The sequence below is a fragment of the Paraburkholderia sp. BR14312 genome (assembly GCF_040948675.1).
Taxonomy (GTDB): domain Bacteria; phylum Pseudomonadota; class Gammaproteobacteria; order Burkholderiales; family Burkholderiaceae; genus Paraburkholderia; species Paraburkholderia nodosa_A.
Genome location: NZ_JBFPKI010000002.1, coordinates 119,991 through 143,693 on the forward strand (window position 1 = coordinate 119,991; position 23,703 = coordinate 143,693).

General features: G+C 64.7%; 19 protein-coding genes and 1 tRNA gene. 4 read left to right on the plus strand and 16 right to left on the minus strand.

Annotation, left to right across the window (positions count from 1 at the left end; genetic code table 11):
• Positions 1-14: 14 nt before the first annotated feature.
• The 4 genes from AB3X98_RS06330 to AB3X98_RS06345 all read right to left on the minus strand — a co-directional run bounded on the left by AB3X98_RS06330 (position 15) and on the right by AB3X98_RS06345 (position 4,523).
• Positions 15-1,613: a DNA polymerase Y family protein gene (locus AB3X98_RS06330; protein WP_368604868.1), complete on the minus strand. Its 1,599-nt coding sequence runs from the start codon at positions 1,611-1,613 to the stop codon at positions 15-17.
• On the minus strand, positions 1,522-2,379 hold the full coding sequence (imuA, locus tag AB3X98_RS06335; protein WP_083245112.1) for a translesion DNA synthesis-associated protein ImuA: 858 nt from the start codon (positions 2,377-2,379) through the stop codon (positions 1,522-1,524). The genes AB3X98_RS06330 and imuA overlap by 92 nt, the downstream gene beginning before the upstream one ends.
• Positions 2,380-2,651: 272 nt before the next feature.
• Entirely contained in the window at positions 2,652-4,274 is a 1,623-nt protein-coding gene (locus AB3X98_RS06340) for an NAD(P)/FAD-dependent oxidoreductase (RefSeq protein ID WP_368604867.1), read from the minus strand.
• Between the two features lie 172 nt (positions 4,275-4,446).
• Positions 4,447-4,523 (minus strand) — tRNA-Pro (locus AB3X98_RS06345).
• A gap of 163 nt (positions 4,524-4,686) precedes the next feature.
• Here AB3X98_RS06345 and sixA point away from each other — a divergent pair.
• Positions 4,687-5,151 (plus strand): phosphohistidine phosphatase SixA, encoded by a 465-nt coding sequence (sixA, locus tag AB3X98_RS06350; RefSeq protein WP_368604866.1) that lies wholly within the window; start codon positions 4,687-4,689, stop codon positions 5,149-5,151.
• Between the two features lie 240 nt (positions 5,152-5,391).
• A complete protein-coding gene (locus AB3X98_RS06355) occupies positions 5,392-6,210 on the plus strand; it encodes a GNAT family N-acetyltransferase (protein ID WP_069262530.1) in 819 nt (272 codons plus the stop codon).
• A gap of 108 nt (positions 6,211-6,318) precedes the next feature.
• Here the strand turns inward: AB3X98_RS06355 and ppx are convergent, their stop codons facing one another.
• On the minus strand, positions 6,319-7,941 hold the full coding sequence (gene ppx / locus AB3X98_RS06360; RefSeq protein ID WP_342945989.1) for an exopolyphosphatase: 1,623 nt from the start codon (positions 7,939-7,941) through the stop codon (positions 6,319-6,321).
• Between the two features lie 193 nt (positions 7,942-8,134).
• On the opposite strand from ppx, the gene ppk1 reads away from it, so the two are divergent.
• Positions 8,135-10,198: a polyphosphate kinase 1 gene (gene ppk1 / locus AB3X98_RS06365; protein WP_069262532.1), complete on the plus strand. Its 2,064-nt coding sequence runs from the start codon at positions 8,135-8,137 to the stop codon at positions 10,196-10,198.
• A gap of 79 nt (positions 10,199-10,277) precedes the next feature.
• Here ppk1 and phoR read toward each other — a convergent pair whose 3' ends face one another.
• The 11 genes from phoR to AB3X98_RS06420 form a co-directional block, all read right to left on the minus strand.
• Positions 10,278-11,591 carry a phosphate regulon sensor histidine kinase PhoR gene (phoR, locus tag AB3X98_RS06370; protein WP_069262533.1) on the minus strand — a complete coding sequence of 438 codons (1,314 nt, stop codon included), beginning with the start codon at positions 11,589-11,591 and terminating at the stop codon, positions 10,278-10,280.
• Positions 11,592-11,723: 132 nt separating this feature from the next.
• Positions 11,724-12,425 (minus strand): phosphate regulon transcriptional regulator PhoB, encoded by a 702-nt coding sequence (phoB, locus tag AB3X98_RS06375; protein WP_042261377.1) that lies wholly within the window; start codon positions 12,423-12,425, stop codon positions 11,724-11,726.
• A gap of 34 nt (positions 12,426-12,459) precedes the next feature.
• Positions 12,460-13,164, minus strand: a complete 705-nt coding sequence (phoU, locus tag AB3X98_RS06380) for a phosphate signaling complex protein PhoU (RefSeq protein WP_069262534.1) — start codon at positions 13,162-13,164, stop codon at positions 12,460-12,462.
• 19 nt (positions 13,165-13,183) lie between these two features.
• Positions 13,184-14,044 carry a phosphate ABC transporter ATP-binding protein PstB gene (gene pstB / locus AB3X98_RS06385; protein WP_342945466.1) on the minus strand — a complete coding sequence of 287 codons (861 nt, stop codon included), beginning with the start codon at positions 14,042-14,044 and terminating at the stop codon, positions 13,184-13,186.
• 18 nt (positions 14,045-14,062) lie between these two features.
• Complete coding sequence (pstA, locus tag AB3X98_RS06390; RefSeq protein ID WP_342945465.1) at positions 14,063-14,959, minus strand: phosphate ABC transporter permease PstA; 897 nt, start codon at positions 14,957-14,959, stop codon at positions 14,063-14,065.
• A complete protein-coding gene (pstC, locus tag AB3X98_RS06395) occupies positions 14,956-15,942 on the minus strand; it encodes a phosphate ABC transporter permease PstC (protein ID WP_069262537.1) in 987 nt (328 codons plus the stop codon). Before pstC ends, pstA begins: the two co-directional genes overlap by 4 nt.
• Positions 15,943-16,153: 211 nt before the next feature.
• Positions 16,154-17,185 carry a phosphate ABC transporter substrate-binding protein PstS gene (gene pstS, locus AB3X98_RS06400; RefSeq protein ID WP_069262538.1) on the minus strand — a complete coding sequence of 344 codons (1,032 nt, stop codon included), beginning with the start codon at positions 17,183-17,185 and terminating at the stop codon, positions 16,154-16,156.
• 421 nt (positions 17,186-17,606) lie between these two features.
• On the minus strand, positions 17,607-18,959 hold the full coding sequence (gene glmM, locus AB3X98_RS06405) for a phosphoglucosamine mutase (protein WP_342945464.1): 1,353 nt from the start codon (positions 18,957-18,959) through the stop codon (positions 17,607-17,609).
• Positions 18,960-19,058: 99 nt separating this feature from the next.
• A complete protein-coding gene (gene folP, locus AB3X98_RS06410; protein WP_368604921.1) occupies positions 19,059-19,964 on the minus strand; it encodes a dihydropteroate synthase in 906 nt (301 codons plus the stop codon).
• 119 nt (positions 19,965-20,083) lie between these two features.
• Positions 20,084-21,970 carry an ATP-dependent zinc metalloprotease FtsH gene (gene ftsH, locus AB3X98_RS06415; RefSeq protein WP_069262540.1) on the minus strand — a complete coding sequence of 629 codons (1,887 nt, stop codon included), beginning with the start codon at positions 21,968-21,970 and terminating at the stop codon, positions 20,084-20,086.
• Between the two features lie 198 nt (positions 21,971-22,168).
• Positions 22,169-22,831 (minus strand): RlmE family RNA methyltransferase, encoded by a 663-nt coding sequence (locus tag AB3X98_RS06420; RefSeq protein WP_069262541.1) that lies wholly within the window; start codon positions 22,829-22,831, stop codon positions 22,169-22,171.
• A gap of 274 nt (positions 22,832-23,105) precedes the next feature.
• On the opposite strand from AB3X98_RS06420, the gene AB3X98_RS06425 reads away from it, so the two are divergent.
• Positions 23,106-23,651 (plus strand): YhbY family RNA-binding protein, encoded by a 546-nt coding sequence (locus AB3X98_RS06425; RefSeq protein WP_069262542.1) that lies wholly within the window; start codon positions 23,106-23,108, stop codon positions 23,649-23,651.
• Positions 23,652-23,703 lie beyond the last annotated feature (52 nt).

The window sequence follows — 23,703 nt, forward strand, 5'->3', positions numbered from 1 at the left end:
ACGACGAATAAGCGCTAGCCGAACAGCCCTTGCAGATACCACTGGCCGCCAATGCGCTCGCGATACAGCCAGAACATGCGACCCTGGTCGTCGGCGGCGACGTAGTAGTCGCGCCCGACGCCCTCGCCGTCCCACCAGCCGGACTCGATGCGCTCGGTGCGCGTGAGCGTCTTCAGCGGCCGGCGATAAACGGGCCGATCGCCGCGCGTCGCGAGCTTGAGCGGCTTTTCGAGCAACCACGCCGGACGCGGCTGGGTCGGCAGCGGCACCTCGGGCAGATCGAAGGCGCTTTGCACGGGCGCGCTCGCGCCGGCTTCCTGCTGCGGCTTGCCTGCCTTGCGCGGCCTGCGCGCACGCTTCGCGCCGCTCTCGCGGTAAGGCCGCGCCGACATCGCCAACTCGGGCCGGTGATCGTCCTCGACGAAAAGCTGCAGCACGTTCTGCTCGCCAAGCCGCGCGCCGATGCGCTCGAAGAGCTGCCCGAGCGACGCCTCGGCGGCCTCGGCCATCGGAAAGAGCGTGTCGGTGGGCGCCGCGTATTCGCTCACCTGCGAGGCGACGAGCGCAAGGCCAATCACGGGCGCGGCAAGCTCAGTCTGATTCAGGCGCTCGCGAAGCAGCCACAGCAGATGCTCGGCGTCGCGCGAAGGCGATGCCCAGGCGATCGTGAGCGTCGAGGTGCGCGGCGCGTGACGCGAAGCCAGTTCGTGCTCCAGGCGCAGTTCGAAGCCGCTCAAGGCCGCGTGCTGCGCGGCCAGCCAGCCGGCCAGCTGCATCACGAGCCGGCGCGCGGCAAAGAGCAGCGCCTCGGCGCTCTCCACGCGCGCCTGCAATTCGAGCGACGCGTGAAACGACGGCGGCGCGGCAAACCAGACGCGCGGATCGGGCGCCTCGCCGCGCGCCTGCGCGAGCCAGCCGAGCACGCCGTCGCCGAAACGACGCACGATGCCGTCGCGCGGCAGCCGCCGCAAATCGCCGAGCGTCGCGCAGCCGATCTGCGTGAGCGCGTGGTCGTGCTGCGCGGCGAACGGCGCAAGCGTGACCGGCAGTGAGTCGAGCACGCGCGCGAGCGTTGTTTCCTTGAGCACATGCCAGCGGCGCGACGAACGCGTGACGCGCGCCTGCGCGAGCGTCCATGCCCCCCACGCCGTGGGCGCGCACGCCATGCGCGCGGTGTGCCCGCAGCCGGCCACTGTCGCCGCGACCCTGGCGAGCAGCGCACGCACGCCGCCGAACAGACGCAAGCCCGAGCCGACTTCGAGCAGCAGCGTGTGCGACTGCGCGAACGACACCTTGGGCGTATAGGCGAGCAACGCGAGCGCGAGCGCCTCGAACGCGCGGGTCTCGCGCGCCGGATCGGCTTCGAGCAGCACGAGCCCCGGCGCGAGCGCGAGCGCATGCGAGCGCGTGTTGCCGGGCTCGACGCCTGCGCGCAGCGCGTCGAGATCGGCGATCAGGATGCGCGTGTGGTCGGCGAGCGCGTAGCAGCGCGGCGCGCTGGTGACATGGGCATCGACGCTTTCAGGCAGGAGCGGCGTTGACGGCGCCGGCGGCATCAGAGGTCTGACGGCCTCCAGCGGCAACAACGGCAAGGTGACGGCGATCCACAGCATGATTGACCCCGGGCCACGGCATGACGACGGAAGCTGCGTCCGGCTGGGGCAGCACCGCATCCTGCAGCGGCAATGTAATGACGAGTGGCTGGGCGGGCGGCGGCCCGCGGCGCTTGAAAATATCGACAGAGAGCGCGGCGAACTGCATCCATTGCCGGCGGTTCAGGCTCGCGTCGTCGGGCGGCGGCACCGGCGAGCAGGTCATGCGCAGCGGCGCCGGCGACGACTGGTTGCGCGCGGCGAGCGGCCGCACGAGAAATGCGAGCGCCTGCGAATCCTGGGCGGCGACCTGTAGACGGCGCACGGCGTCGGCGCGCGCCTTCGCCTGCCAGAGCAGCACGGCGCCCATGCCTTCCTGCTTGAGCGCCTGTTCGGCCACCCAGGCGGCTTCGTCTTCGGCCGCGCGCACCCAGATCACGCGATCGAGCGCGAGCCCCCACGCCTTGAGCGCGCAGGCGTATGGGCGCCACGGCGGCGCGACGAGCAGCACGTGCCGGCCCGCCTGCGCGGTGAGCGCGCGCAGCGCCGGCGCGACAAGTCGCATCTCGCCCACGCCGCCCTGTTCGACGAGCAGCTCGGTCAGGCTGCCCGAGGGCCAGCCGGCGCCGGGGAGCTGGGCGTCGAGCGTCGCGTGGCCGCTCGGCACCGTGCGCTCGCTGGCGCGCGCGAGCTGATCGCCTTGCCACACGCGGCTTTGCAGCCGGGGGGGCAAGTGCGCGGCGAGTTGCGCGGTGGTCTGCGCAGTGGTCTGGGCTGCTGCTGCCATGTTCGTGGCCTGATTGATGGGAACGCTTCGCCCTGCCCGGCAAGAAATGGGGCATCGGCAAGAAGGAGGTCGACTCGCCTCCACCTGTATATTTATACAGTATTTTGAGAGATTGGAGGAGGCGGAAATTGGGGGCGGGTCACTTTGCGATCGCCGAGGGGCGACCGGACCGCCGCCGGACGTCGCGCTGACGTCCGGGGCAAACGCTGCTTAATACACACCGCCAGCCCGATGTGGGCGCTGTGCGATAAGGGCGGCAGAGCTTGTTGCTATCAAGACGCCTGCGCCGACGTCATATCGAGCGCCACGGCTTGCGCCACTTCGATGCCGTCGATGGCCGCCGAGTAGATACCACCGGCATACCCGGCGCCTTCGCCCGCCGGATACAGACCTTCGACGTTCATGCTCTGGTAATTGTCTTTGCGACGAATGCGCAGCGGCGACGACGTGCGCGTCTCCACGCCGGTGAGCACGGCGTCGTGCATCGCGAAGCCTGCGATCTTCCTGTCGATCTGAGGCAGGGCTTCGCGGATGGCTTCGATCACGTAGTCGGGCAGCGCGGTGCTGAGATCGGTCGGGTGCACACCCGGCTTGTAAGACGGCACCACGGAGCCCAGCGACGTCGACGGACGACCGGCGATAAAGTCGCCGACCAGCTGGCCCGGCGCCTGGTAATTGCCGCCGCCGAGTTCGAACGCCCGCTCTTCCCACTTGCGCTGGAAGGCGATGCCCGCGAGCGGACCGCCCGGATAGTCCTGCGGCGTGATGCCGACGACGATGCCCGCATTCGCGTTGCGCTCGGCCCGCGAATACTGGCTCATGCCATTGGTGACCACGCGGCCGGGTTCGGAGGTCGCCGCGACCACCGTGCCGCCCGGGCACATGCAGAAGCTATAGACCGCCCGTCCATTGTTGGCGTGATGCACCACCTTGTAGTCGGCCGCGCCGAGTTGCTTGTGGCCCGCAAACTTACCGAAACGGCTGCGATCGATCACCCCCTGCGGATGCTCGATCCGAAAGCCCAGCGAAAACGGCTTGGCTTCCATGAACACGCCGCGATCGTGCAGCATCTGGAACGTGTCGCGGGCGCTGTGGCCGACGGCCAGCACGACGTGGTCGCACGGCAGCGTCTCACCGTTCGAAAGCTTGAGCGCGCGCACCTTGCCCTGTTCGATCTCGATGTCTTCGACGCGGGTTTCGAAGCGCACTTCACCGCCCAGCTCATGGATGGTGGCGCGCATTTTTTCCACCATGCTGACGAGACGGAACGTGCCGATGTGCGGCCGGCTCAGATACAGGATGTCTTCCGGCGCGCCCGCCTTGACGAACTCCTCGAGCACCTTGCGGCCGTAGTGGTGCGGATCCTTGATCTGGCTGTACAGCTTGCCGTCGGAAAACGTCCCGGCCCCGCCTTCGCCGAACTGCACGTTGGATTCGGGGTTGAGCACGGACTTGCGCCACAGCCCGAAGGTGTCCTTGGTGCGCTCGCGCACGGCCTTGCCGCGTTCGAGGATGATGGGACGAAAGCCCATCTGCGCGAGGATCAGTCCCGCGAACAGGCCGCATGGCCCCATGCCGATCACCACCGGACGCGGATGCGTCGAGTGCTCGGGCGCCTTGGCGACAAAGCGGTAGGTCATGTCCGGCGTCACCCCGCAATGCGGCTTGCCGGCGATCCGCTTGAGCGCGGCCGCTTCGTCCTTGACTTCGACGTCGACGATATAGGTCAGCTTGATATCCGAGCGCTTGCGTGCGTCGTGCGCACGGCGGAATACGGTGTAACGCACGAGCGCATCCGCCCCCACGCCGAGTTCCGCGAGACGTCCCCGAATCGCGGCTTCAAGTTCGCTTTCGGCGTGGTCGAGGGGGAGTTTGACTTCGGATAAACGTAACATGGCTGCCAGGGTGCGATCGCCACGGGAGTTGTGGCCGATCCGTATTTTATAGGCTCGGTGGCTTTTCAAAGCGAACGCAAGCCGTACGACGAGACGCGAGCGCGTATGACCCAACATGGGAGAAAAAGAAAAAGGGGCTACAGGCCAATGGCGTGTAACCCCTCGGTATTGCTGGTCGGAGCGATAGGATTCGAACCTACGACCCTCTGATCCCAAATCAGATGCGCTACCAGGCTGCGCTACGCTCCGACGAATCAGCGATTGTATCGGCACTGATGCCACGCCGTCAAATCTGAGTGAGCCATAGCGACGAAAAGCGATCCACATCACGCGCTTGCCGCATACCGGCCTGGCGTGCACCATGACAGGACACGCCGCACGTGCACCCCATACCGCCAAAAAAGGAGACGCCATGCACCTCATCCTCTGGCGCCACGCCGAAGCCGAAGACATCGCCGCCAGCGACCTCTCCCGCCAGCTCACCACACGCGGGCGCAAGCAGGCGCAGAACGTCGCGCGCTGGCTGCGCGCGCGCCTGCCCGACGACGCCGTGATCCTCGCCAGCCCCGCCGCACGCACCATCCAGACCGCCGAGGCGCTCACCGACCAATATCGCGTCGTGCGCGAACTCGCCCCCGAGGCGAGCGTCGAGGAGGTGCTGGCCTCCGTCGGCTGGCCCAAGGGCCTCGCGTCCACGGTCGTCGTGGTGGGCCATCAGCCCACGCTCGGCGAGGTCGCGGCGCGGCTGCTCTCGGGCGGCGCCGATTCGCGCAGTTGGGCCGTCAAGAAAGCCGGCGTGCTCTGGCTCGCGAGCCGTGAGCGCGACGGCGGCGACCAGGCGGTCCTCCACGCGGCCATCACGCCCGATCTCGTCTAGCCCTGACCCCGCCTGCATCTGCCCACCGGGCCGCCTGCACGCGGCCCCTACAGCGGTTCAAGCGCGGTTCAAGCGCGATTCAAGCGCCCTTCAAACGCGCCCGCCGCCCCCCGCCTTTCTGGCCACCTCGTCCGTCTGCCTGACGCCACGTCATCGAATCGTCATTGCGTTTTCATGGAAACGTAACCGCGTATTACTACATTGCCGGAAAAGTTCTCTTACTTCCGACCAGGACGCCCTATGCGAGATCTGCCGACGCCCACCCTGCCGTTCGCCTCGACGCTGTTCGAGTCGAACCGACGCTTGCCGCGTGCCGAAGAAACGGTCACCGCGCAGCATCGGCTGCAGGTGGCCTGGGCTCGCACCGACGAGGAGCTGCGCGAAGCCCAGCGCCTGCGCTACCGCGTTTTCGCCGAAGAGATGGGCGCACGCCTGACCGGCCCCGCCGGCCTCGACGTCGACGCCTTCGACGCCTACTGCGACCACCTGCTCGTGCGCGACCTCGACACGCTCAAGGTCGTCGGCACCTATCGCGTGCTGCCGCCGCACCAGGCGGCGCGCATCGGCCGCCTCTATGCCGAAAGCGAATTCGACGTCTCGCGCCTCGCGCATCTGCGCCCGAAAATGGTCGAGGTGGGCCGCTCGTGCGTGCATCCCGACTACCGCAGCGGCTCGGTCATCATGTCGCTGTGGGGCGGTCTCGGCGGCTATATGCAGCACAACGGCTACGAGACGATGCTCGGCTGCGCGAGCGTGGCCATGGCTGACGGTGGCCACTACGCGGCGAACCTGTATTGCGCGCTCGGCGCGAACGCGCTGACCGCGCCCGAATACCGCGCGTTCCCGCACACGCCGCTGCCCGTCGAGGAACTGCGCACCGGCACGCCGGCCGTGCCGCCGCCGCTCATCAAGGGCTATCTGCGCCTCGGCGCGAAGATCTGTGGCGCGCCCGCCTGGGACCCCGACTTCAACACCGCCGACTTCCTTACGCTCTTCCGCCTCTCGGAAATCAACGAGCGTTACGCGCGCCACTTCCTCGGCGAAGCCGTCACGCGTTAAAACCTCATCCGCTCCTCAGTGGGCAGGATGAGTCAACAAAAAAACCCGGCTCACGAACGAGCCGGGCTTTTTTATCGGCGCAGTCAGACGAGGCGCAGCGCGCTTTGCTCACTCCTCCGTATAGACCACGCGATACGGAATGCCGATCTTGCCCCATTCCGCCGCTTCCTGAACGAGGTTGTAATCGGTGAGCGGATTATTCTGGACCCAGGCATTGGGCAGCAGCACTTCGTAGCCGCTGCCCTCCTCCTCCACCTTGATGTGCGGCAGACCGACATCGGCGCGGCGGCGCGTCAGCAGCGCGGCGAGACGCAGACAGAACAGCAGCGTCCATTCCACATCGCGCGTTTGCGAGAGCTTGCCGAGCTTGCCCACGTGGCCGAGCACCAGCGCGGCGAGGCGCGCCTGGTCGGTGCGCGAGAAGCCGGGCATGTCCGCGTTGCTGGCGATGTAGGCCGAATGCTTGTGGTACGCGCTGTGCGAGATGGAAAGCCCGATTTCGTGCAGCGACGCCGCCCACGTGAGGAACATGCGGTTCTCTTCGCGGCGCTCGTCGTCGGGCTCCTCGAACTGATCGTAGAACTTCACGGCCAGCTCGCCAATGCGCCCCGCCTGCGCGCGATCCACGCCGTAGCGGCGCATGAAGCCCTCCACCGTCACCGTACGCATGTCCTCGTGCTGCGAGCGGCCCAGCAGGTCGTAGAGCACGCCCAGGCGCAACGCGCCGTCCGTGGTGTCGACATAGTCGATACCGAGCTCCTCGAACACCGCGATCATGATCGAGAGACCGCCCGCCAGCACCGGGATGCGGTCGGGCTTGAGCGCGACGAGCTTGAGCCGGTTGACGTTCTCGGCCTTGATGAGCGCGCGCTTCAGGCGCTCGAGGCCACCGCGCGAAATGCCGTGCGTGATGCCGGGATCGTTGAAGCCGTTCGCCTCGACGAGTTCCGCGAGCGCGCGCGCCGTACCCGACGAGCCGATCGCCTGGTCCCAGCCGGTCTTGCGGTAGTCGGAGGAAATGATCTGGATTTCACGCGTGGCCGCGAGTTCGGCCTGGCGCATGGTGTACTCGTCGACGTTGCCCGACGGGAAGAACTGGCGGCTATGGCTCACGCAGCCGATATAGAGGCTTTCCATGCGGATCGGCGTGTAGTGCGCGCCGATGATGAACTCGGTCGAGCCGCCGCCGATGTCCACCACGAAGCGCTTGCCCGCGCTCGCCGGCACCGAGTGCGCGGCGCCCGCATAGATGAGGCGCGCTTCTTCGCGCCCCGCGATCACTTCGATCGGGAACCCGAGCGCGGCTTCCGCCTCGGTGAGAAACTCGCGCGCGTTCTTGGCGACACGCAGCGTATTGGTCGCCACCGCGCGCACCTGGTCGGGATGAAAGTCGCGCAGGCGCTCGCCGAAGCGCTTGAGCGCGTCCCAGCCGCGCACCTGCGAGGCGCGGTCGAGCAGTTTGTCCCTCGAGAGGCCGGCCGCGAGGCGCACCGGTTCGCGCAGCGCGTCCACCGGGTAGATCTGGCTGCCGGCATCGGTTTCCTCGACGCGGCCGACGATCAGACGAAAGCTGTTCGAACCGAGATCGACGGCGGCAAGCAGTTGGGGATTGGTGACCATCGAAGGGGCAGGCTCCATGCGTGCATACAGAGACGAACGCGCAGCCATGCGGGCTTGCTGCGCCGCCGCCGCGCTGTCCAAATGCGTCATTTTAAGCGTAGCCGACTTCACCATGTCGCTCCTCGCATTGGTCATGACCATGGGTACTTTTACCCAGCGTGCATGTTCGCAACGCGACTTGTCGATTTCGTGAAAATGCGGCGTAAAATTTATGACACTTCGAAAGTCACAATAAAGTCATATTACTGTGAGAATTTCCGAGCGTCCGTTCGAATCCATTCCTGACATTCCGTTTTCATTGCCGATGTCCATCCGCTATCCCCTACTCAATCGCGAACTGGGCATTCTGGGATTCAATGAGCGCGTGCTCGCACAGGCGTCCGATCCCGCTGTTCCTTTGCTGGAGCGCTTGCGCTTCATCTGTATCACCAGCAGCAACCTCGACGAATTCTTCGAAGTCCGTATGGCCGGGCTTCAGGAGCAGATGCGCGACAACCCGGGCGTGCTCTCGCCCGACGGCATGTCGCTGCAGCACGTGTACGACCTCGTGGTCGAGCGCGCGCAGCGTCTCGTGCATCGCCAGTACCGCATGCTGCACGACACCGTGCTGCCCGCGCTCGAACAGGAAGGCATCTACTTCCACGGCACCGACGCCTGGAATGAAGCGCAAACCGCATGGGCGCGCAAATACTTCTTCGACGAACTGCTGCCCGTTCTCACGCCCATCGGGCTCGATCCCGCGCACCCGTTCCCGCGCGTGCTCAACAAGAGTCTGAACTTCGTGGTCGAACTCGAAGGCAAGGACGCTTTCGGGCGGCAGGCCGTCATGGGCATCGTGCAGGCGCCGCGCGCGCTGCCGCGCCTCGTGCGCATGCCGCAGGAGCTTTCCGGTTTCCAGCACGGCTTCGTGCTGCTCGGCTCGCTCTTGCAGCGCTTCGTGGGCGAGCTGTTCCCGAGCCTCGTCGTGCGCAGCTGCAACCAGTTCCGCATCACGCGCAACAGTGAACTCTTCGTCGACGAAGACGAAATCACCAACCTGCGCGTGGCGCTGCAGGGCGAACTGCCCGCGCGGCACCTCGGCAATGCGGTGCGTCTCGAAGTGTCGGCGGAAACGCCCCCGCATCTCGTGAAGCGCCTGCTCGACGAAAGCGGCCTCGACGAAAAGGACTGCTATTTCGTCGATGGCCCCGTGAATCTCGTACGGCTCATGCAGCTGCCCGAGATGGTCGATCGCCCCGACCTCAAGTTCGTGCCGCACGTGCCCGCGATTCCGCGCCGCATTGCCGCGAACAGCAACATGTTCGACGTGATCGATCAGGGCGACGTGCTCCTGCATCATCCGTACGAGAGCTTCCAGCCCGTGCTCGAACTACTGCTGCAGGCCGCGAACGACCCGAACGTCGTCGCGATCAAGCAGACGATCTACCGCACCGGCACCGACTCGCCGCTCATGGACGCGCTCATGCAGGCCGCGCGCAACGGCAAGGAAGTGACGGTGGTGGTGGAGCTGCTCGCGCGCTTCGACGAAGAGACCAACATCAACTGGGCCGCGCAGCTCGAAGCCGTGGGCGCGCACGTGGTGTACGGCGTGGTGGGCCACAAGTGCCACGCCAAGATGATGCTGATCGTGCGCCGCGTGCCCGTGAACGGGCGCATGGTGCTGCGCCGCTACGTGCACCTGGGCACGGGCAACTACCACCCGCGCACGGCACGCCTCTATACCGACTTCGGCCTCATGACCTCGGAGCCGAAGATGTGCGAGGACGTGCACCACGTCTTCCAGCAGCTCACCGGCATCGGTGGCGAGTTGCAGCTGCACGATCTGTGGCAGTCGCCGTTCACGCTGCATCCGAAGATGATCGAGGCGATCCGCAACGAAGCCGATGCCGCGCGCGCGGGCAAGAAGGCGCGCATCGTCGCGAAGATGAACGCGCTGCTCGAGCCGACCGTGATCGACGAGTTGTACGAAGCATCGCAGGCCGGCGTGAAGATCGATCTGATCATCCGTGGCGTGTGCTCGTTGCAGCCCGGCGTGCCGGGGCTGTCCGAGAACATCACCGTGCGCTCGATCGTCGGGCGTTTCCTCGAGCACCACCGCATCTACTACTTCTATGCGGGCGGTAAGGAAGACGTCTATCTGTCGAGCGCGGACTGGATGGATCGCAACCTGTTCCGCCGCGTCGAAGTGGCGTTCCCGATTCACGACCGCAGACTCAAGCGCCGCGTGATCGCCGAAGGGCTTTCCACCTTCCTCGGCGACAATCAATCGGCGTGGCTCATGCAAAGCGACGGCCACTATCGCCGCCGCCGCGCGGGCAAGGCCGTGCGCAATGCGCAGTTGAGCTTGCTGGCGAAGTTCTGTCCGTGATGCCTTGACGGAGCAATAACGCTGAACGCAAAAAAGCCGCTTCGAATGAAGCGGCTTTTTCAATTGCGGCGGCGCTTCGTTACGCCGGCGCCGGCTGCCGTCTCGTCGTGCGCGCGGCCGGGAAGCGCACCGTGAACGTGCTGCCCCGCCCTTCCTCGCTCTTCACTTCGAGCGCCGCGTCGTGACGCTGCAGCACGTGCTTGACGATCGCGAGACCCAGTCCCGTGCCGCCCGTATCGCGCGAGCGGCTGCGGTCCACACGATAGAAGCGCTCGGTCAGGCGCGGAATATCGGCGGCCGGAATGCCGAGGCCGCTGTCGGTGACCGCGAAGACCGCGCTGCCGTGTTCTGCGCGCCACGACAGATGCACCGTCCCGCCGTCCGGCGTGTAGCGCACCGCGTTGGTCGCCAGATTGCCGAGCGCGCTCATGATCTCGGTTTCGGAACCGGTGACGCTCAATCCGTCGTCGAAATCGGCCGTGATGCGGTGACGCCCGCCCGAAAGGCTTTCGGCGTCCTCGCGCACGTGCCCGAGCACCGCGCGCATATCGACCATGTGGTCGCCGGGCTGGCGCCCCTCGCCTTCGAGCTTGGCGAGCACGAGCAGGTCGGTGACGATGTGGCGCATGCGCGAGGCCTGTTGCTCCATCAGCTCCAGGTAGCGATTGCGCTCGGCTTCGCCAAGCGGCAGCTCGCGCATCGTCTCGAGGAAGCCCGAGAGCACCGTGATCGGCGTTTTCAGCTCGTGCGAGACGTTGGCCACGAAGTCGCGCCGCATGGCGTCGGTGCGCTCGAGTTCGGTGATGTCCTGCGACAGGATGAGCTTGCGGTTCTCGCCGTACGGAAACACCTGCACCGAGATCACGTTCTGACGCTTCGCGCCCATGCCTCGCATGATCAGCATGTCCTTGTAATCGTGCGAATTGAGGTAGCGTACGAAGTCGGGCTGACGCACGAGATGCGTGATGTGCTGGCGCAGGTCGCGCCTCGCATCGAGGCCGAAGTGAACTTCCGAGATCGCGTTGCACCACTCGATCTGGTCGTGGTCGTCGAGCATGGCGACGCCGTTGGGCGACGCCTGGATCGCCTGGATGAAGCGCGAATGCTGCTGCTCCACCTGGCGCACCTGAGCGTGCCAGCGCTTCGCGAGCTTATGCAGACGGTAGTAGATTTCGCCCCAGATGCCGGGAGCGCTCGGCACTTCGCCGTAGACCGGCGCGTCGAGCAGGCGCCACAGACGCTGCTTGTGAAACGTGCTGAAGAGCATTTGCGCGAGCAGCGCCAGAACGGCGATGCTCAGCGCGATCTTGACGCCGAAAATCGCGCCAACGCCCGCGCACATGAGCGCGAGCAACACGATCGATACGAGGGAGCGCGCCCAGATGATGTTCATGTTCCTGCGATCGAAGATAAATACGGTCGGATGCGGGCACGCGACATCGAGTGACTACCGCGCGAATACCGGCGGCAGTGAAACGGTCGCGCCGCCCGGTGAGTCACCCTGCGGCGCGGCCATGGGTCCAGCTCAGGCGCTCTTGGCGAGACGGTAGCCGCTGCCGCGCACCGTTTCGATCATAGCATCGCACCCTGCCGGCTTGAGCGCGGCGCGCAGACGCTTGATATGCACGTCCACCGTGCGCTCTTCCACGAACACGTGATCGCCCCATACCTGGTCGAGCAGTTGCGTACGGCTATGCACGCGCTCCGGATGCGTCATGAAGAAGTGCAGCAGGCGGAATTCGGTCGGGCCGAGATCGAGCTTGATTTCCGAGCCTTCGGCGGCGGCCGCCACGCGGTGCGTGGCCGGATCGAGCTTCAGACCGTTGATCGCCACCACGTCTTCCGTGAGCTGCGGCGCACGGCGGCGCAGCACCGCCTTGATGCGCGCCATCAGCTCCTTGGGCGAAAACGGCTTCGTCACGTAATCGTCAGCGCCGATTTCGAGGCCGAGCACCTTATCCTGCTCGTCGCCGCGCGCGGTCAGCATGATGATCGGAATATGCTTCGTGCGTTCGTTGTTGCGCAAGTCGCGCGCGAAGTTCACACCCGACTTGCCCGGCAACATCCAGTCCAGCAGGATGAGATCGGGCAGCACGTCGCTGATCAGGTTTTGCGCCTGCTCCGCGTTGTAGGCGCGGATCGGGCAGTGGCCTGCGTGCTGCAGGTTCACCGAAATCAGCTCGGAAATGGCGGGCTCATCTTCGATGACGAGAATGCTGCTAGGCATCGGCACCTCTTGACCTTGTTACCTATGGAGTGAATTAGCTGAGCGCTTCGCGTTCGAGCGCGTCGCGCGACTTGTGGCGCACGTCGGTGCCCTTCACGATGTAGATGATGAATTCCGCGATGTTCTTCGCGTGGTCGCCGATCCGCTCGATCGCCTTGGCGATGAACAGATAGTCGAGGCCCACCGAAATCGTGCGCGGATCTTCCATCATGTAGCTCACGAGTTTGCGCACGAACGCGCGGAATTCCTCGTCGATCGCCTTGTCGTCGCGCACGATCTGCGCGGCGGCCACGGTGTCGAGACGCGCAAACGCGTCGAGCGCGCGGCGCAGGATCGACACGGCCATTTCGCCCGAGACCTTGATCTCGGCGATGTTGACCGCGCGCGAAGCGCCGTCTTCCATCAGGCGTTTGGTGCGCTTGGCGATCTTCTCGGCTTCGTCGCCGGCGCGCTCGAGGTTCGTGATGGTCTTCGAAATGGCGAGCACGAGGCGCAGGTCGCGCGCGGCCGGCTGGCGGCGCGCGATGATGTTGCTGCACTCCTCGTCGATCTCGACTTCCATCGTGTTGAGGCGGTCTTCGGCGGCGATCACGCGCTCGGCGGCGGCGCCGTCGAACTCGTTCAATGCCTGCATTGCCGTGATGATCTGCGATTCGACGAGGCCGCCCATTTCGAGCACCTTCGACGAAATGAGGTTCAAATCGGCGTCGAACTGGCTGGACAAGTGTTTGTCGGACATGATTTGCTCCCTGCTCCGATTAGCCGAAGCGGCCGGTGATGTAGTCTTCCGTTTCCTTGCGGACCGGCTTGATGAAGATCTTTTCGGTGTCACCGAATTCGATCAGCTCACCAAGGTACATGTAAGCAGTGTAGTCCGAGCAACGCGCGGCCTGCTGCATGTTATGGGTGACGATCACCACCGTGTAATCGCTCTTGAGTTCCGCGATCAGCTCTTCGATGCGGCCGGTGGAAATGGGGTCGAGCGCCGAGCACGGCTCATCGAGCAGCAGCACTTCGGGGCGGATCGCAATGCCGCGCGCGATGCATAGGCGCTGCTGCTGGCCGCCCGAGAGGCCGTAGCCGCTCTGGCCGAGCTTGTCCTTCACTTCGTTCCAGAGCGCGGCCTTGGTGAGCGCCCATTCGACGCGGTCATCCATTTCCGGGCGCGAGAGCTTCTCGAACATCTTCACGCCGAACGCGATGTTGTCGTAAATCGACATCGGGAACGGGGTCGGCTTCTGGAACACCATGCCGATACGCGCACGCAAAAGCGAGATGTCGCGCCTGGTCGTCAGCAGGTTCTCGCCGTCCATGACGATTTCGCCCTCGGCGCGCTGCTCCGGATAGAGCGCGAACATCTTGTTGAAGGTGCGCAGGAGCGTGGACTTGCCGCAGCCCGACGGGCCGATGAACGCCGTCACCTTGCCTTCGGGAATCTGCAGGTTGATGTTCTTCAGCGCGTGGTACTTGCCGTAGAAGAAGTTCAGGTCCTTCACTTCGATCTTCGGCTTGCCCAGCGCCGGCAGGCGTGCGTTCTGGGCGGGATCCGCAGGTTCAAACCCAGCGGAGGGCGCATTGCCGTGCGCAGCGGTGTTGAGGTGACTCTCAGCCATGTTCATCGGGAACTCCGCCCTTGCTTACTTGTTCGAAAAGATCGTGCGCGCGAGGATATTCAGACCCAGCACGCCGAGCGTGATCAGGAAAACGCCGGCCCACGCAAGCGACTGCCACTGCGCAAACGGGCTCATCGCAAACTTGAAGATCGTGACCGGCAGGTTCGCGATCGGTTGATTCATGTTCGCGGTGAAGAACTGGTTCGACAGCGCGGTGAAGAGCAGCGGCGCGGTTTCGCCGGCGATACGCGCAACCGCCAGCAGCACGCCCGTCACGATACCGGCGATCGAAGCCTTCAGCGTGATCGACATCACCATCTTCCACTTCGGCGTGCCGAGCGCGAATGCCGCTTCACGCAGGTTGTTCGGCACGAGCTTGAGCATGTTCTCGGTCGTGCGAATCACGATCGGAACCTGCAGGAGCGCCAGCGCAATCGCGCCGGCCCAGCCGCTGAAGTGCCCCATCTTCGCCACGACGAGCGCGTACACGAACAGGCCCACGACGATCGAAGGCGCCGACAGCAGAATGTCGTTGATGAAGCGCGTGACGCCCGCGAGCCAGCCCTTCTGGCCATATTCCGCGAGATAGATGCCCGCGAGAATCCCGATCGGCGTGCCGACGAACGTTGCGATCGCAACGAGCATCAAGCTGCCGACGATGGCGTTGGCGAGACCGCCGCCGTCGGTGTTCGGCGGCGGCGTGGACTGCGTGAACAGTTCCACCGAAAGGCCGCCGATCCCAAGCGAGAGCGTCGTGTAGAGAATCCACACGAGCCAGATCAGGCCGAACACCATCGCAGCGAGCGAGCACGTGAGCGCGATCGCATTGGTCACGCGGCGGCGACGCTGCAGCTTGTCGCGCATGCGCTCCAGTTCGGGGCCGTAAATCGCGCCCGGAATTTTCATCATCGGTTCGCTCATCGCGCACCCTCCGCTTTTTCAAGGCGCAGCAACATGAGCTTCGAGATCGACAGCACGATGAAGGTGATCACGAAAAGGATCAGGCCGAGTTCCATCAGCGCGGCGGTGTGCAGGCCCGGGCTCGCTTCCGCGAACTCGTTGGCGAGCGCCGAGGTGATGCTGTTGCCCGGCGAAAAGAGCGACACGTTGTCGAGCAGGTTCGTATTGCCGATCACGAACGTGACGGCCATCGTCTCGCCGAGCGCGCGGCCGAGACCCAGCATCACGCCGCCGATCACGCCGGTCTTGGTGAACGGCAGCACGATCTTCCACATCACTTCCCACGTCGTGCAGCCAATGCCGTAAGCCGACTCCTTGAGCAGCACGGGCGTGACTTCGAACACGTCGCGCATGACCGAAGCGATATACGGAATGATCATGATCGCGAGAATCACGCCGGCGCACAGAATGCCGATGCCGATGGGCGCGCCCTGGAACAGCGCGCCCACGATCGGCATGCCGCCGAGCAGCGAGCCGAGCGGCTTTTCGAACCACTGCGCGAAGATCGGCGCAAAGACGAGCAGACCCCACATACCGTAGACGATCGACGGGATCGCGGCGAGCAGTTCGATGGCGATGCCGAGCGGACGGCGCAGCCACGCCGGCGAAAGCTCAGTGAGGAACAGCGCAATGCCGAAGCTCACCGGCACGGCGATGATGAGCGCGATGATCGAGGTGGCGATCGTGCCGTAGATGGGCACGAGCGCGCCGAACTGCTCGCTGGGTGGATCCCAGTCGGCAGTCCAGAGGAATGCGAAACCGAATTTCTGGATCGTCGGCAACGAGGCGACGATCAGTGACACGATGATGCCGCCGAGCAGCAACAACGTGACGATGGCGGCGAGGCGTGCGAGGCCGCCAAAAATGATGTCCCCTGCCGGGCTGGGCGCTTTTTGCTGCGCGGCGTTGCCGGGCGGGTTCGACACGAGCGGGACGTCGGACATGGTGACCTGGGTTCCAGTTGCCGCGAGCGCGGGCTCACGACGTTGATGCAGCCGTGGGACTGCAGATCGCCCGACTTCCGGCCGTTAATACTGACGACTCAGCCGGAAGGCGGACGGCACATCTTGGACAGCGCGGATTCAGGCAAGCCACAAGCGAACAGGCCGCGCGCGTCACGCGGCGGCCTTTTTTTACACTTGCCTGACGCCCTGCTTACTCGGCGACCGGCTTGCCGCTCGCGTCCTTGACCTTCTCCTTCCACTGCGACTTGATTTCGCTCACGACCGACTGCGGCAGCGAGATGTAGTCGAGGCTGTCAGCAGCCGGCGTACCGTTCTTGAAGGCCCAGTCGAAGAACTTGAGCGTTTCCTTGCCCTGGTCCGGCTTGTCCTGTGCCGTGTGCAGCAGCACGAAGGTCGCGCCGACGACCGGCCATGCGTCCTTGCCCGGCTCGTTCGTGAGGATCTGGTAGAACGACTTCTTCCAGTCCGCGCCAGCGGCCGCTGCCTTGAACGTTTCGGTGTCCGGCTGAACCACAGTGCCCGCCTCGTTCTTCATGGCAGTGTAGACCATGTGATTTTGCTTGGCGTACGCCCACTCGACGTAGCCGATCGCGCCCGGCAGACGCTGCACGAAGGCTGCGACGCCGTCGTTGCCCTTGCCGCCCGTACCCGTCGGCCAGTTCACGGTCGTGCCTTCGCCGACCTTGCTCTTCCAGTCGGGGTTGACCTTCGACAGGTAGTTCGTCCAGATGAAGCTGGTGCCCGAACCATCGGCGCGGCGGACCACGGCGATGTCGAGATCAGGCAGCTTGACCTTCGGGTTCAGGGCGACGATGGCCGGATCGTTCCACTTCTTGATCTTGCCGAGGTAGATATCGCCGAGCACCGGGCCCGACAGGGTGATCTCGCCCGGCTTCACGCCCGGCACGTTGATCGCCGGCACGACGCCGCCGACCACCGTCGGGAACTGGAACAGGCCTTCCTTGGCCAGATCCTCGTCCTTCAGCGGAGCGTCCGAGCCCGCGAAGTCAACGGTCTTGGCCTGAATCTGCTTGATGCCGCCCGACGAACCAATACCTTGGTAGTTCACCTTGCCGCCGCCCGCCTTCTGATAGGCATCCGCCCATTTCGTATAGATCGGTGCTGCGAAGGTGCTGCCCGCGCCGGTGATGTCAGCAGCCTGCGCTGCGATCGCGAAGAGCGCGCCAGCAACGCCAGCGAGCGCGGTTTGCATCAATTTCATGAGACCTCCAGTGTGTGAGCGGATGAACGACACCGCGAAGCTTAGGGGGTCTCTGTGACAGTACTGTGACGATTCATGAAGCGAACGTGACAGTTCGATTACTGGCTGAAAGGCGCGTGGATATGCGTTTTGGGCGACTTTGCAGGCGCGGTTGCGACATGGCCTGCACGTGCCTGGATAGCTGAAAAGCCCGCCAGGCGGGAGTTTGGCGGATGCTGAGGGTCGCATGAGAAAATTCGAGGATTTCCTCGAAAATGGTTTGCAAACCGTTATGCGATTGTTTTAAACGTTTGCCTGCTTCCCTTGTGACGCCGAATAAATCGCAAAAAAATGAGCACGACGGCGGATTGCAACGTCGTGCTCATCGGTTAGGCGCAAGCGTGATTCAGTCGCGCGACTTGCGCGACTGAATCGTCGGCGATCACGCGATCGAACGCTTCACCACACTGGCGATCGCCTCGGCGTAATGCATCGTGTCGCGCTCCTCGCGGGCTTCGACCATCACACGCAGGACCGGCTCCGTCCCTGAGGCGCGAATCAACACACGGCCCTTGCCCTTTAATTCCGCCTCGGCGGAAGCGATCGATTGCTGGATCTCGGCGTTGCCCTTCCAGTCGGCGCCCTGCGCGATGCGCACGTTGATGAGCTTCTGCGGAAACAGCTTCACGCCGTCGAGCAGCTGCGCGATCGTCTTGCCGCTGCGCTTCATCGCCGCGAGCACGAGCAGCGCCGAGACGATGCCGTCGCCGGTGGTGTGGCGGTCGAGCGAAAGAATGTGGCCCGAGCCTTCCGCGCCGAGCTGCCAGCCGCGCTCGCGAAGTTGCTCCAGCACGTAGCGGTCGCCCACGTTCGCGCGCACCAGCTGCACGCCGAGGCCCTCGAGCGCCTGCTCCACCGCGAGATTGGTCATGAGCGTGCCAACTGCCCCTTCCACTTTGCCGTCGGTCGCGATGCGGTCCTTCACGAGCACATAGAGCAGCTCGTCACCGTTGTAGAGGCGGCCCTGGGCATCGACGATCTGGAGACGGTCGGCGTCGCCGTCGAGCGCGATGCCGAGGTCCGCATGATTCGCACGCACGGCGCGCACGAGCGCATCGGGCGCGGTCGCGCCCACGCCATCGTTGATGTTGAAGCCGTTCGGCGACACACCGATCGGAATCACGTCCGCGCCCAGCTCGTGGAACACGTGCGGCGCGATGTCATAAGCCGCACCGTTGGCGCAATCGATCACGAGCTTCAGGCCGCGCAGATTGAACGCCTGCGGGAACGTGCTCTTGCAGAACTCGATGTAGCGCCCGCCCGCGTCGTGCAGGCGGCGTGCGCGGCCAAGCTGTTCGGACGGCGCGCAGGCGAGCGGCTGCTCGAGCTGCTCCTCGATCAGCGTCTCCACCTCGTCGGGGAGCTTGTTGCCGTCGGCGGAGAAGAACTTGATGCCGTTGTCGTAGTAGGGATTGTGCGACGCGCTGATCACGACGCCCGCGGCCAGCCGCAGCGCACGCGTGAGATAGGCGATGCCTGGCGTCGTCATTGGCCCGGCCAGCATCACGTCGATGCCCGCAGCCGAGAGCCCCGCTTCCAGGGAGGCTTCGAGCATATAGCCCGAAATACGCGTGTCCTTGCCGATCAGCACGGACGGGCGCGGCCCGGATGCCGCTGCCGACCCCGCGAGCACCTTGCCCGCGGCATAGCCTAGCCGAAGCACGAAATCGGGCGTGATCGGCGCCTCGCCGACCTTGCCACGCACTCCATCAGTTCCGAAATAACGACGTCCCATCTTTCTACCCCTCGGTTTGGTGCTGCTTTGTCCTGTATTGTGGCGCCCGGAGCCGCTCCGGCGCACTTCGCGCCGGTCAGCGTTGCGCCGGGCAAACGCTCAGCCTTGTGTAGCCGACGTAGCGGCGGACATCGCGTCGCGCATCGCCGCCCAGACTTTGAGCGCGTCCACGGTGGGCGCCACGTCGTGCACGCGAATGATCGCCGCACCGCGCTCTGCCGCGCACACGGCCGCCCCCACGCTCGCCGCCACGCGTTCGGGTGCGGGCCGGTTCACGAGCGCGCCGAGCATCGACTTGCGCGACATGCCGGCCAGGATCGGATACGGTGCGAGGCCTGCCGCAACCTCTGGCGCCGTCTCGGGCAGGTGCGCGAGCAGCGCGTAATTGTGCTCGACCACCGACTTGCCGAAGCCGAAGCCCGGGTCAACGCTGATGCGCGCCTTCGCCACGCCTGCCGCTTCAAGTTCGGCGCAACGCTGGGCAAGAAACTCGCGCACCTCGCGCACAACATTCACGTAGTCGGGCTCGCCCAGCTGCATCGTCTGCGGCTCGCCGAGCATGTGTATCACGCACAGCCCGCAGTTGCTCTCGCGCACGGCCTCGATTGCGCCGGGCATCCGGAAACCCCAGATGTCGTTGATCATGTCTGCGCCTGCCGCGAGCGCCGCGCACATGACCTCGGGCTTGTACGTGTCGATCGACAGCGGCACGTTCGCACCCTTGAGCTTTTCCACCAGCGGAATCACGCGTTCGAGTTCCTCGTCGAGCGGCACAGGCGGCGCACCCGGGCGCGTCGATTCGCCGCCAATGTCGATGATATCGGCGCCGTCTAGCATCATCTGCTCGGCGCGGCGCAAGGCGTCGCCGAAAGCGATATAGCGACCGCCGTCGGAAAACGAGTCGGGTGTGGTGTTGAGGATGCCCATGACGAGCGGACGCTCGAACGTCAGCGTGAAACGACCGCACGCGAGCGGTTCAGGTGGGAGACTACCTTGCGAGGAGATGTTGGGCACGTCAGAAAACGTCAGATGTGTAACGAGATGCGGCGCCACAGCGGCACGCCAGAAATGCAAAACGGGCCGATGTGAACATCACACCGGCCCGCAACTTTACTCGATCAGGATCACGCCGGTGCGGTGGCGCTACCGGGCTTGACCTCAGTGCCCGTGCTGCCGCCCGACGACGCGTCGCCCGGCGACGGCGTGCTCTTCGGCGAGCGCGGCGGACGGCCGGCCATGATGTCGTTGATCTGGTCGGCGTCGATCGTTTCCCACTCCATGAGGGCCGCGGTCATGGCTTCGACCTTGTCGCGGTTCTCGTCGAGCAAGCGCTTCGCGAGGTTGTACTGCTCGTCGAGCACGCGGCGGATTTCCGCATCGACTTTCTGCTGCGTCGCTTCCGAGATCGCACGCGTGAAGCCCTTGCCGAACGGGCCACCGTCGTTGTCGTCGTCGGCGTAGACCATCGTTCCGAGCGCGTCGGTCATGCCGAAGCGCGTGACCATGGCGCGTGCGGTTTGCGTGGCCTTGTTGAAGTCGTCCGAGGCGCCCGTGCTGATCAGGTTCATGAACAGCTCTTCCGCCACACGGCCACCGAACAGAATGGCCAGACGATCCAGCAGATAGTCCTTCGAGTACGTTTCGTTGTCGTGCTCGGGCAACTGCCACGTCACGCCCAGCGCGCGACCGCGCGGGATGATCGTGACCTTGTGCACCGGGTCCGCCTTCGGCAGCAGCTTCGCGATCACCGCGTGACCCGACTCGTGGTACGCCGTGGCGCGCTTCGCTTCTTCGCGGATCACCGCCGACTTGCGCTCCGGACCCATGAAGATCTTGTCCTTCGCGTCTTCGAAGTCCTGCATTTCGACGATGCGCTTGCCGCGGCGCGCCGCGAACAGCGCGGCTTCGTTCACGAGGTTCGCGAGGTCGGCGCCCGAGAAGCCCGGCGTGCCGCGTGCAATGACCGCTGCATCCACGTCGTTGGCGATCGGCACCTTGCGCAGGTGCACCTTCATGATCTGTTCGCGGCCGCGGATGTCCGGCAGGCCCACGTAGACCTGGCGGTCGAAACGGCCCGGACGCAGCAGCGCCTTGTCCAGCACGTCCGAACGGTTGGTTGCCGCGATCACGATGACGCCCGAGTTCGCCTCGAAGCCGTCCATCTCGACCAGCATCTGGTTCAGCGTCTGCTCACGCTCGTCGTTGCCGCCGCCCATGCCGGCGCCACGATGGCGGCCGACCGCGTCGATTTCGTCGATGAACACGATACACGGCGCATGCTTCTTGGCCTGCTCGAACATGTCGCGCACGCGGGCCGCGCCCACGCCGACGAACATTTCGACGAAGTCCGAACCCGAGATGCTGAAGAACGGCACCTTCGCTTCGCCGGCAATGGCGCGCGCCAGCAGCGTCTTACCCGTGCCCGGAGGGCCAACGAGCAGCACCCCGCGCGGAATGCGTCCACCCAGCTTCTGGAATTTTTGCGGATCGCGCAGGAAGTCGACGAGTTCGGACACTTCTTCCTTCGCTTCGTCGCAGCCCGCGACGTCGGAGAAGTTGACCGCATTGTTGTTCTCGTCGATCAGGCGGGCGCGCGATTTACCAAAGGAGAACGCCCCGCCTTTGCCGCCCCCCTGCATCTGTCTCATCATGTAGAACCAGAACACGATGATGAGTATGGTCGGCCCGAGGTAGTACAGCGCGGAAACGAGCGCGTTCGGCTCTTCGTCAGCCTTGCCGCTCACCTGCACGCCATATTTCATCAGGTCGCCGACCATCCAGATGTCGCCTGGGGAGACGATCTGGTATTTCTGGCCATCAGCCGGAGTGACCGTGAGGTTCCGCCCCTGCACCACGACGCTCTTGACCTTGCCGTTCTTCGCGTCGTCCATGAACTGCGAATAGGAAACGCCTTCCTGGACACGGGGCTTGTCGAACTGCTTGAACACCGTAAACAGCACCAGTGCGATTACCAGCCACACTGCTGCCTTCGAAAACATGTTGTTGTTCAAAGCACCACTCCTTCACTCATAGATGGGCGCCTACATTTGCCTTGCGACTGCGACACCACCAAAGCATTCTAATCCAGTACACGGACCCCTGCCATAACGTTTCGCTACCGCAGGAATAGCCCGAGCGCCTTGTCCTGACCGCCTCTCGGGGTCATTTTGCGACCAGATTGCGCCATTTGCACGGCAATCATGCCCCGTTTAACAGGGACGCTTCAGATGTTTACCCAAAATAAACGTTTCAGACGATTTATCACGCGAAGCCTTCGGTTTGCGTGCCGCCACGACCTTGAACTGCTGCTTGAACTTCTCGACGATCTGACTGTAACCGCTGCCGTGGAAGCATTTGACTAAAAGGGCTCCATCGGGTTTCAGATGATTCTGCGAAAACTCGAGCGCGAGGTCGCACACGTGCTCGATGCGTGCCGCGTCTGCCGACGCGACCCCCGAGAGATTGGGCGCCATGTCCGAAATTACAAGGTCGACCGGGCGGCCGCCCACCAATTCTTCCAGTTGCGCGAGCACCTCGTCGTCGCGAAAGTCGCCCTGCAGGAACTGCACGTCGGAGACGGGTTCCATCGGAAGGAGATCGAGCGCAATGATCGTGCCGTCGATCCCACCCTGCCGCTGGTCGTCGCGCTTCGTGCCTTGCGCGAGCTTGTTGCGAGCGTACTGGCTCCAGCTGCCGGGCGCCGCGCCCAGGTCCACGATCACCATGCCGGGGCGGATCAGCTTGTCCTGCTCGTCGATTTCCTTCAGCTTGTAGGCAGCGCGGGCACGATAGCCCTCCCGCTGTGCCATTTTCACGTACGGATCGTTGATATGGTCGTGCAGCCACGACTGGTTGAAGCGATTTTTTGCCATTAAAGATGAACTCTTGCTGCGTGATTCCGCGCTTTTAGCGGATAATACGCGTTTTATTCGTGCGGCCGTCGCGGCCCGCCTGGCCGGATGTTTGTTGCTCCGCCGGCGTTTTTTGCCCGCGCCCTGCCGTTCCCCACGGTTTTCCGTAGTTCCGACGCGCTTTGCCCGCTGGCGGCCCGCTTTTCGCGGACCGCAATCCACGTCTGCCCAGGTTGTCAATTCACGCCTGTCGACCCGCGCGGCGCCGTCATTTTAGTCGAGTCTGCCACATCCCATGCCCGCCCTCACTCTTTCCGCCGAACAGCGCTCCGAGCTGCGCTCCCAGGCTCACGCGCTCAAACCGGTCGTGCTCATCGGCGCCGAGGGACTGACCGACGCCGTCCTCAAGGAAATCAAGGTTCACCTTTTTGCGCACCAGCTCATCAAGGTGCGCGTGTTCGGCGACGAGCGCGAAGAGCGCCTCGCGATCTACGAAGAGATCTGCGACCGCCTGAGCGCCGCCCCGATCCAGCACATCGGCAAGCTGCTCGTCATCTACAAGCCCGAAGAAGCCAAGGCGAAGGCCACGACCGCGCGCGCCGGCGCCCGCGGCACCGTGTCGCGCCCGGCCGCCGACGTACCGAGCGCTCGTGAAGCGGGCAAGCGCGGCGCCGCGCCGCGCACCGTCAAGGTCGTCAAGGCCAGCGAGAACCCCATGCGCAAGCCGAAGGCGCAAAAGGTGACGGTCAAGGGCAACGAGCGCGTCACGCAAGGCGGCAACATCAAGCGCGCCAAGAAACGCCAAACCAGCTCCAAGCGGGCCCACCAGGGTTCGAAGTAAAAAAGCGCGGCCTTCGAGCCGCGCTTTTTTTCGCCTGGCCCGGCTTCAGGTT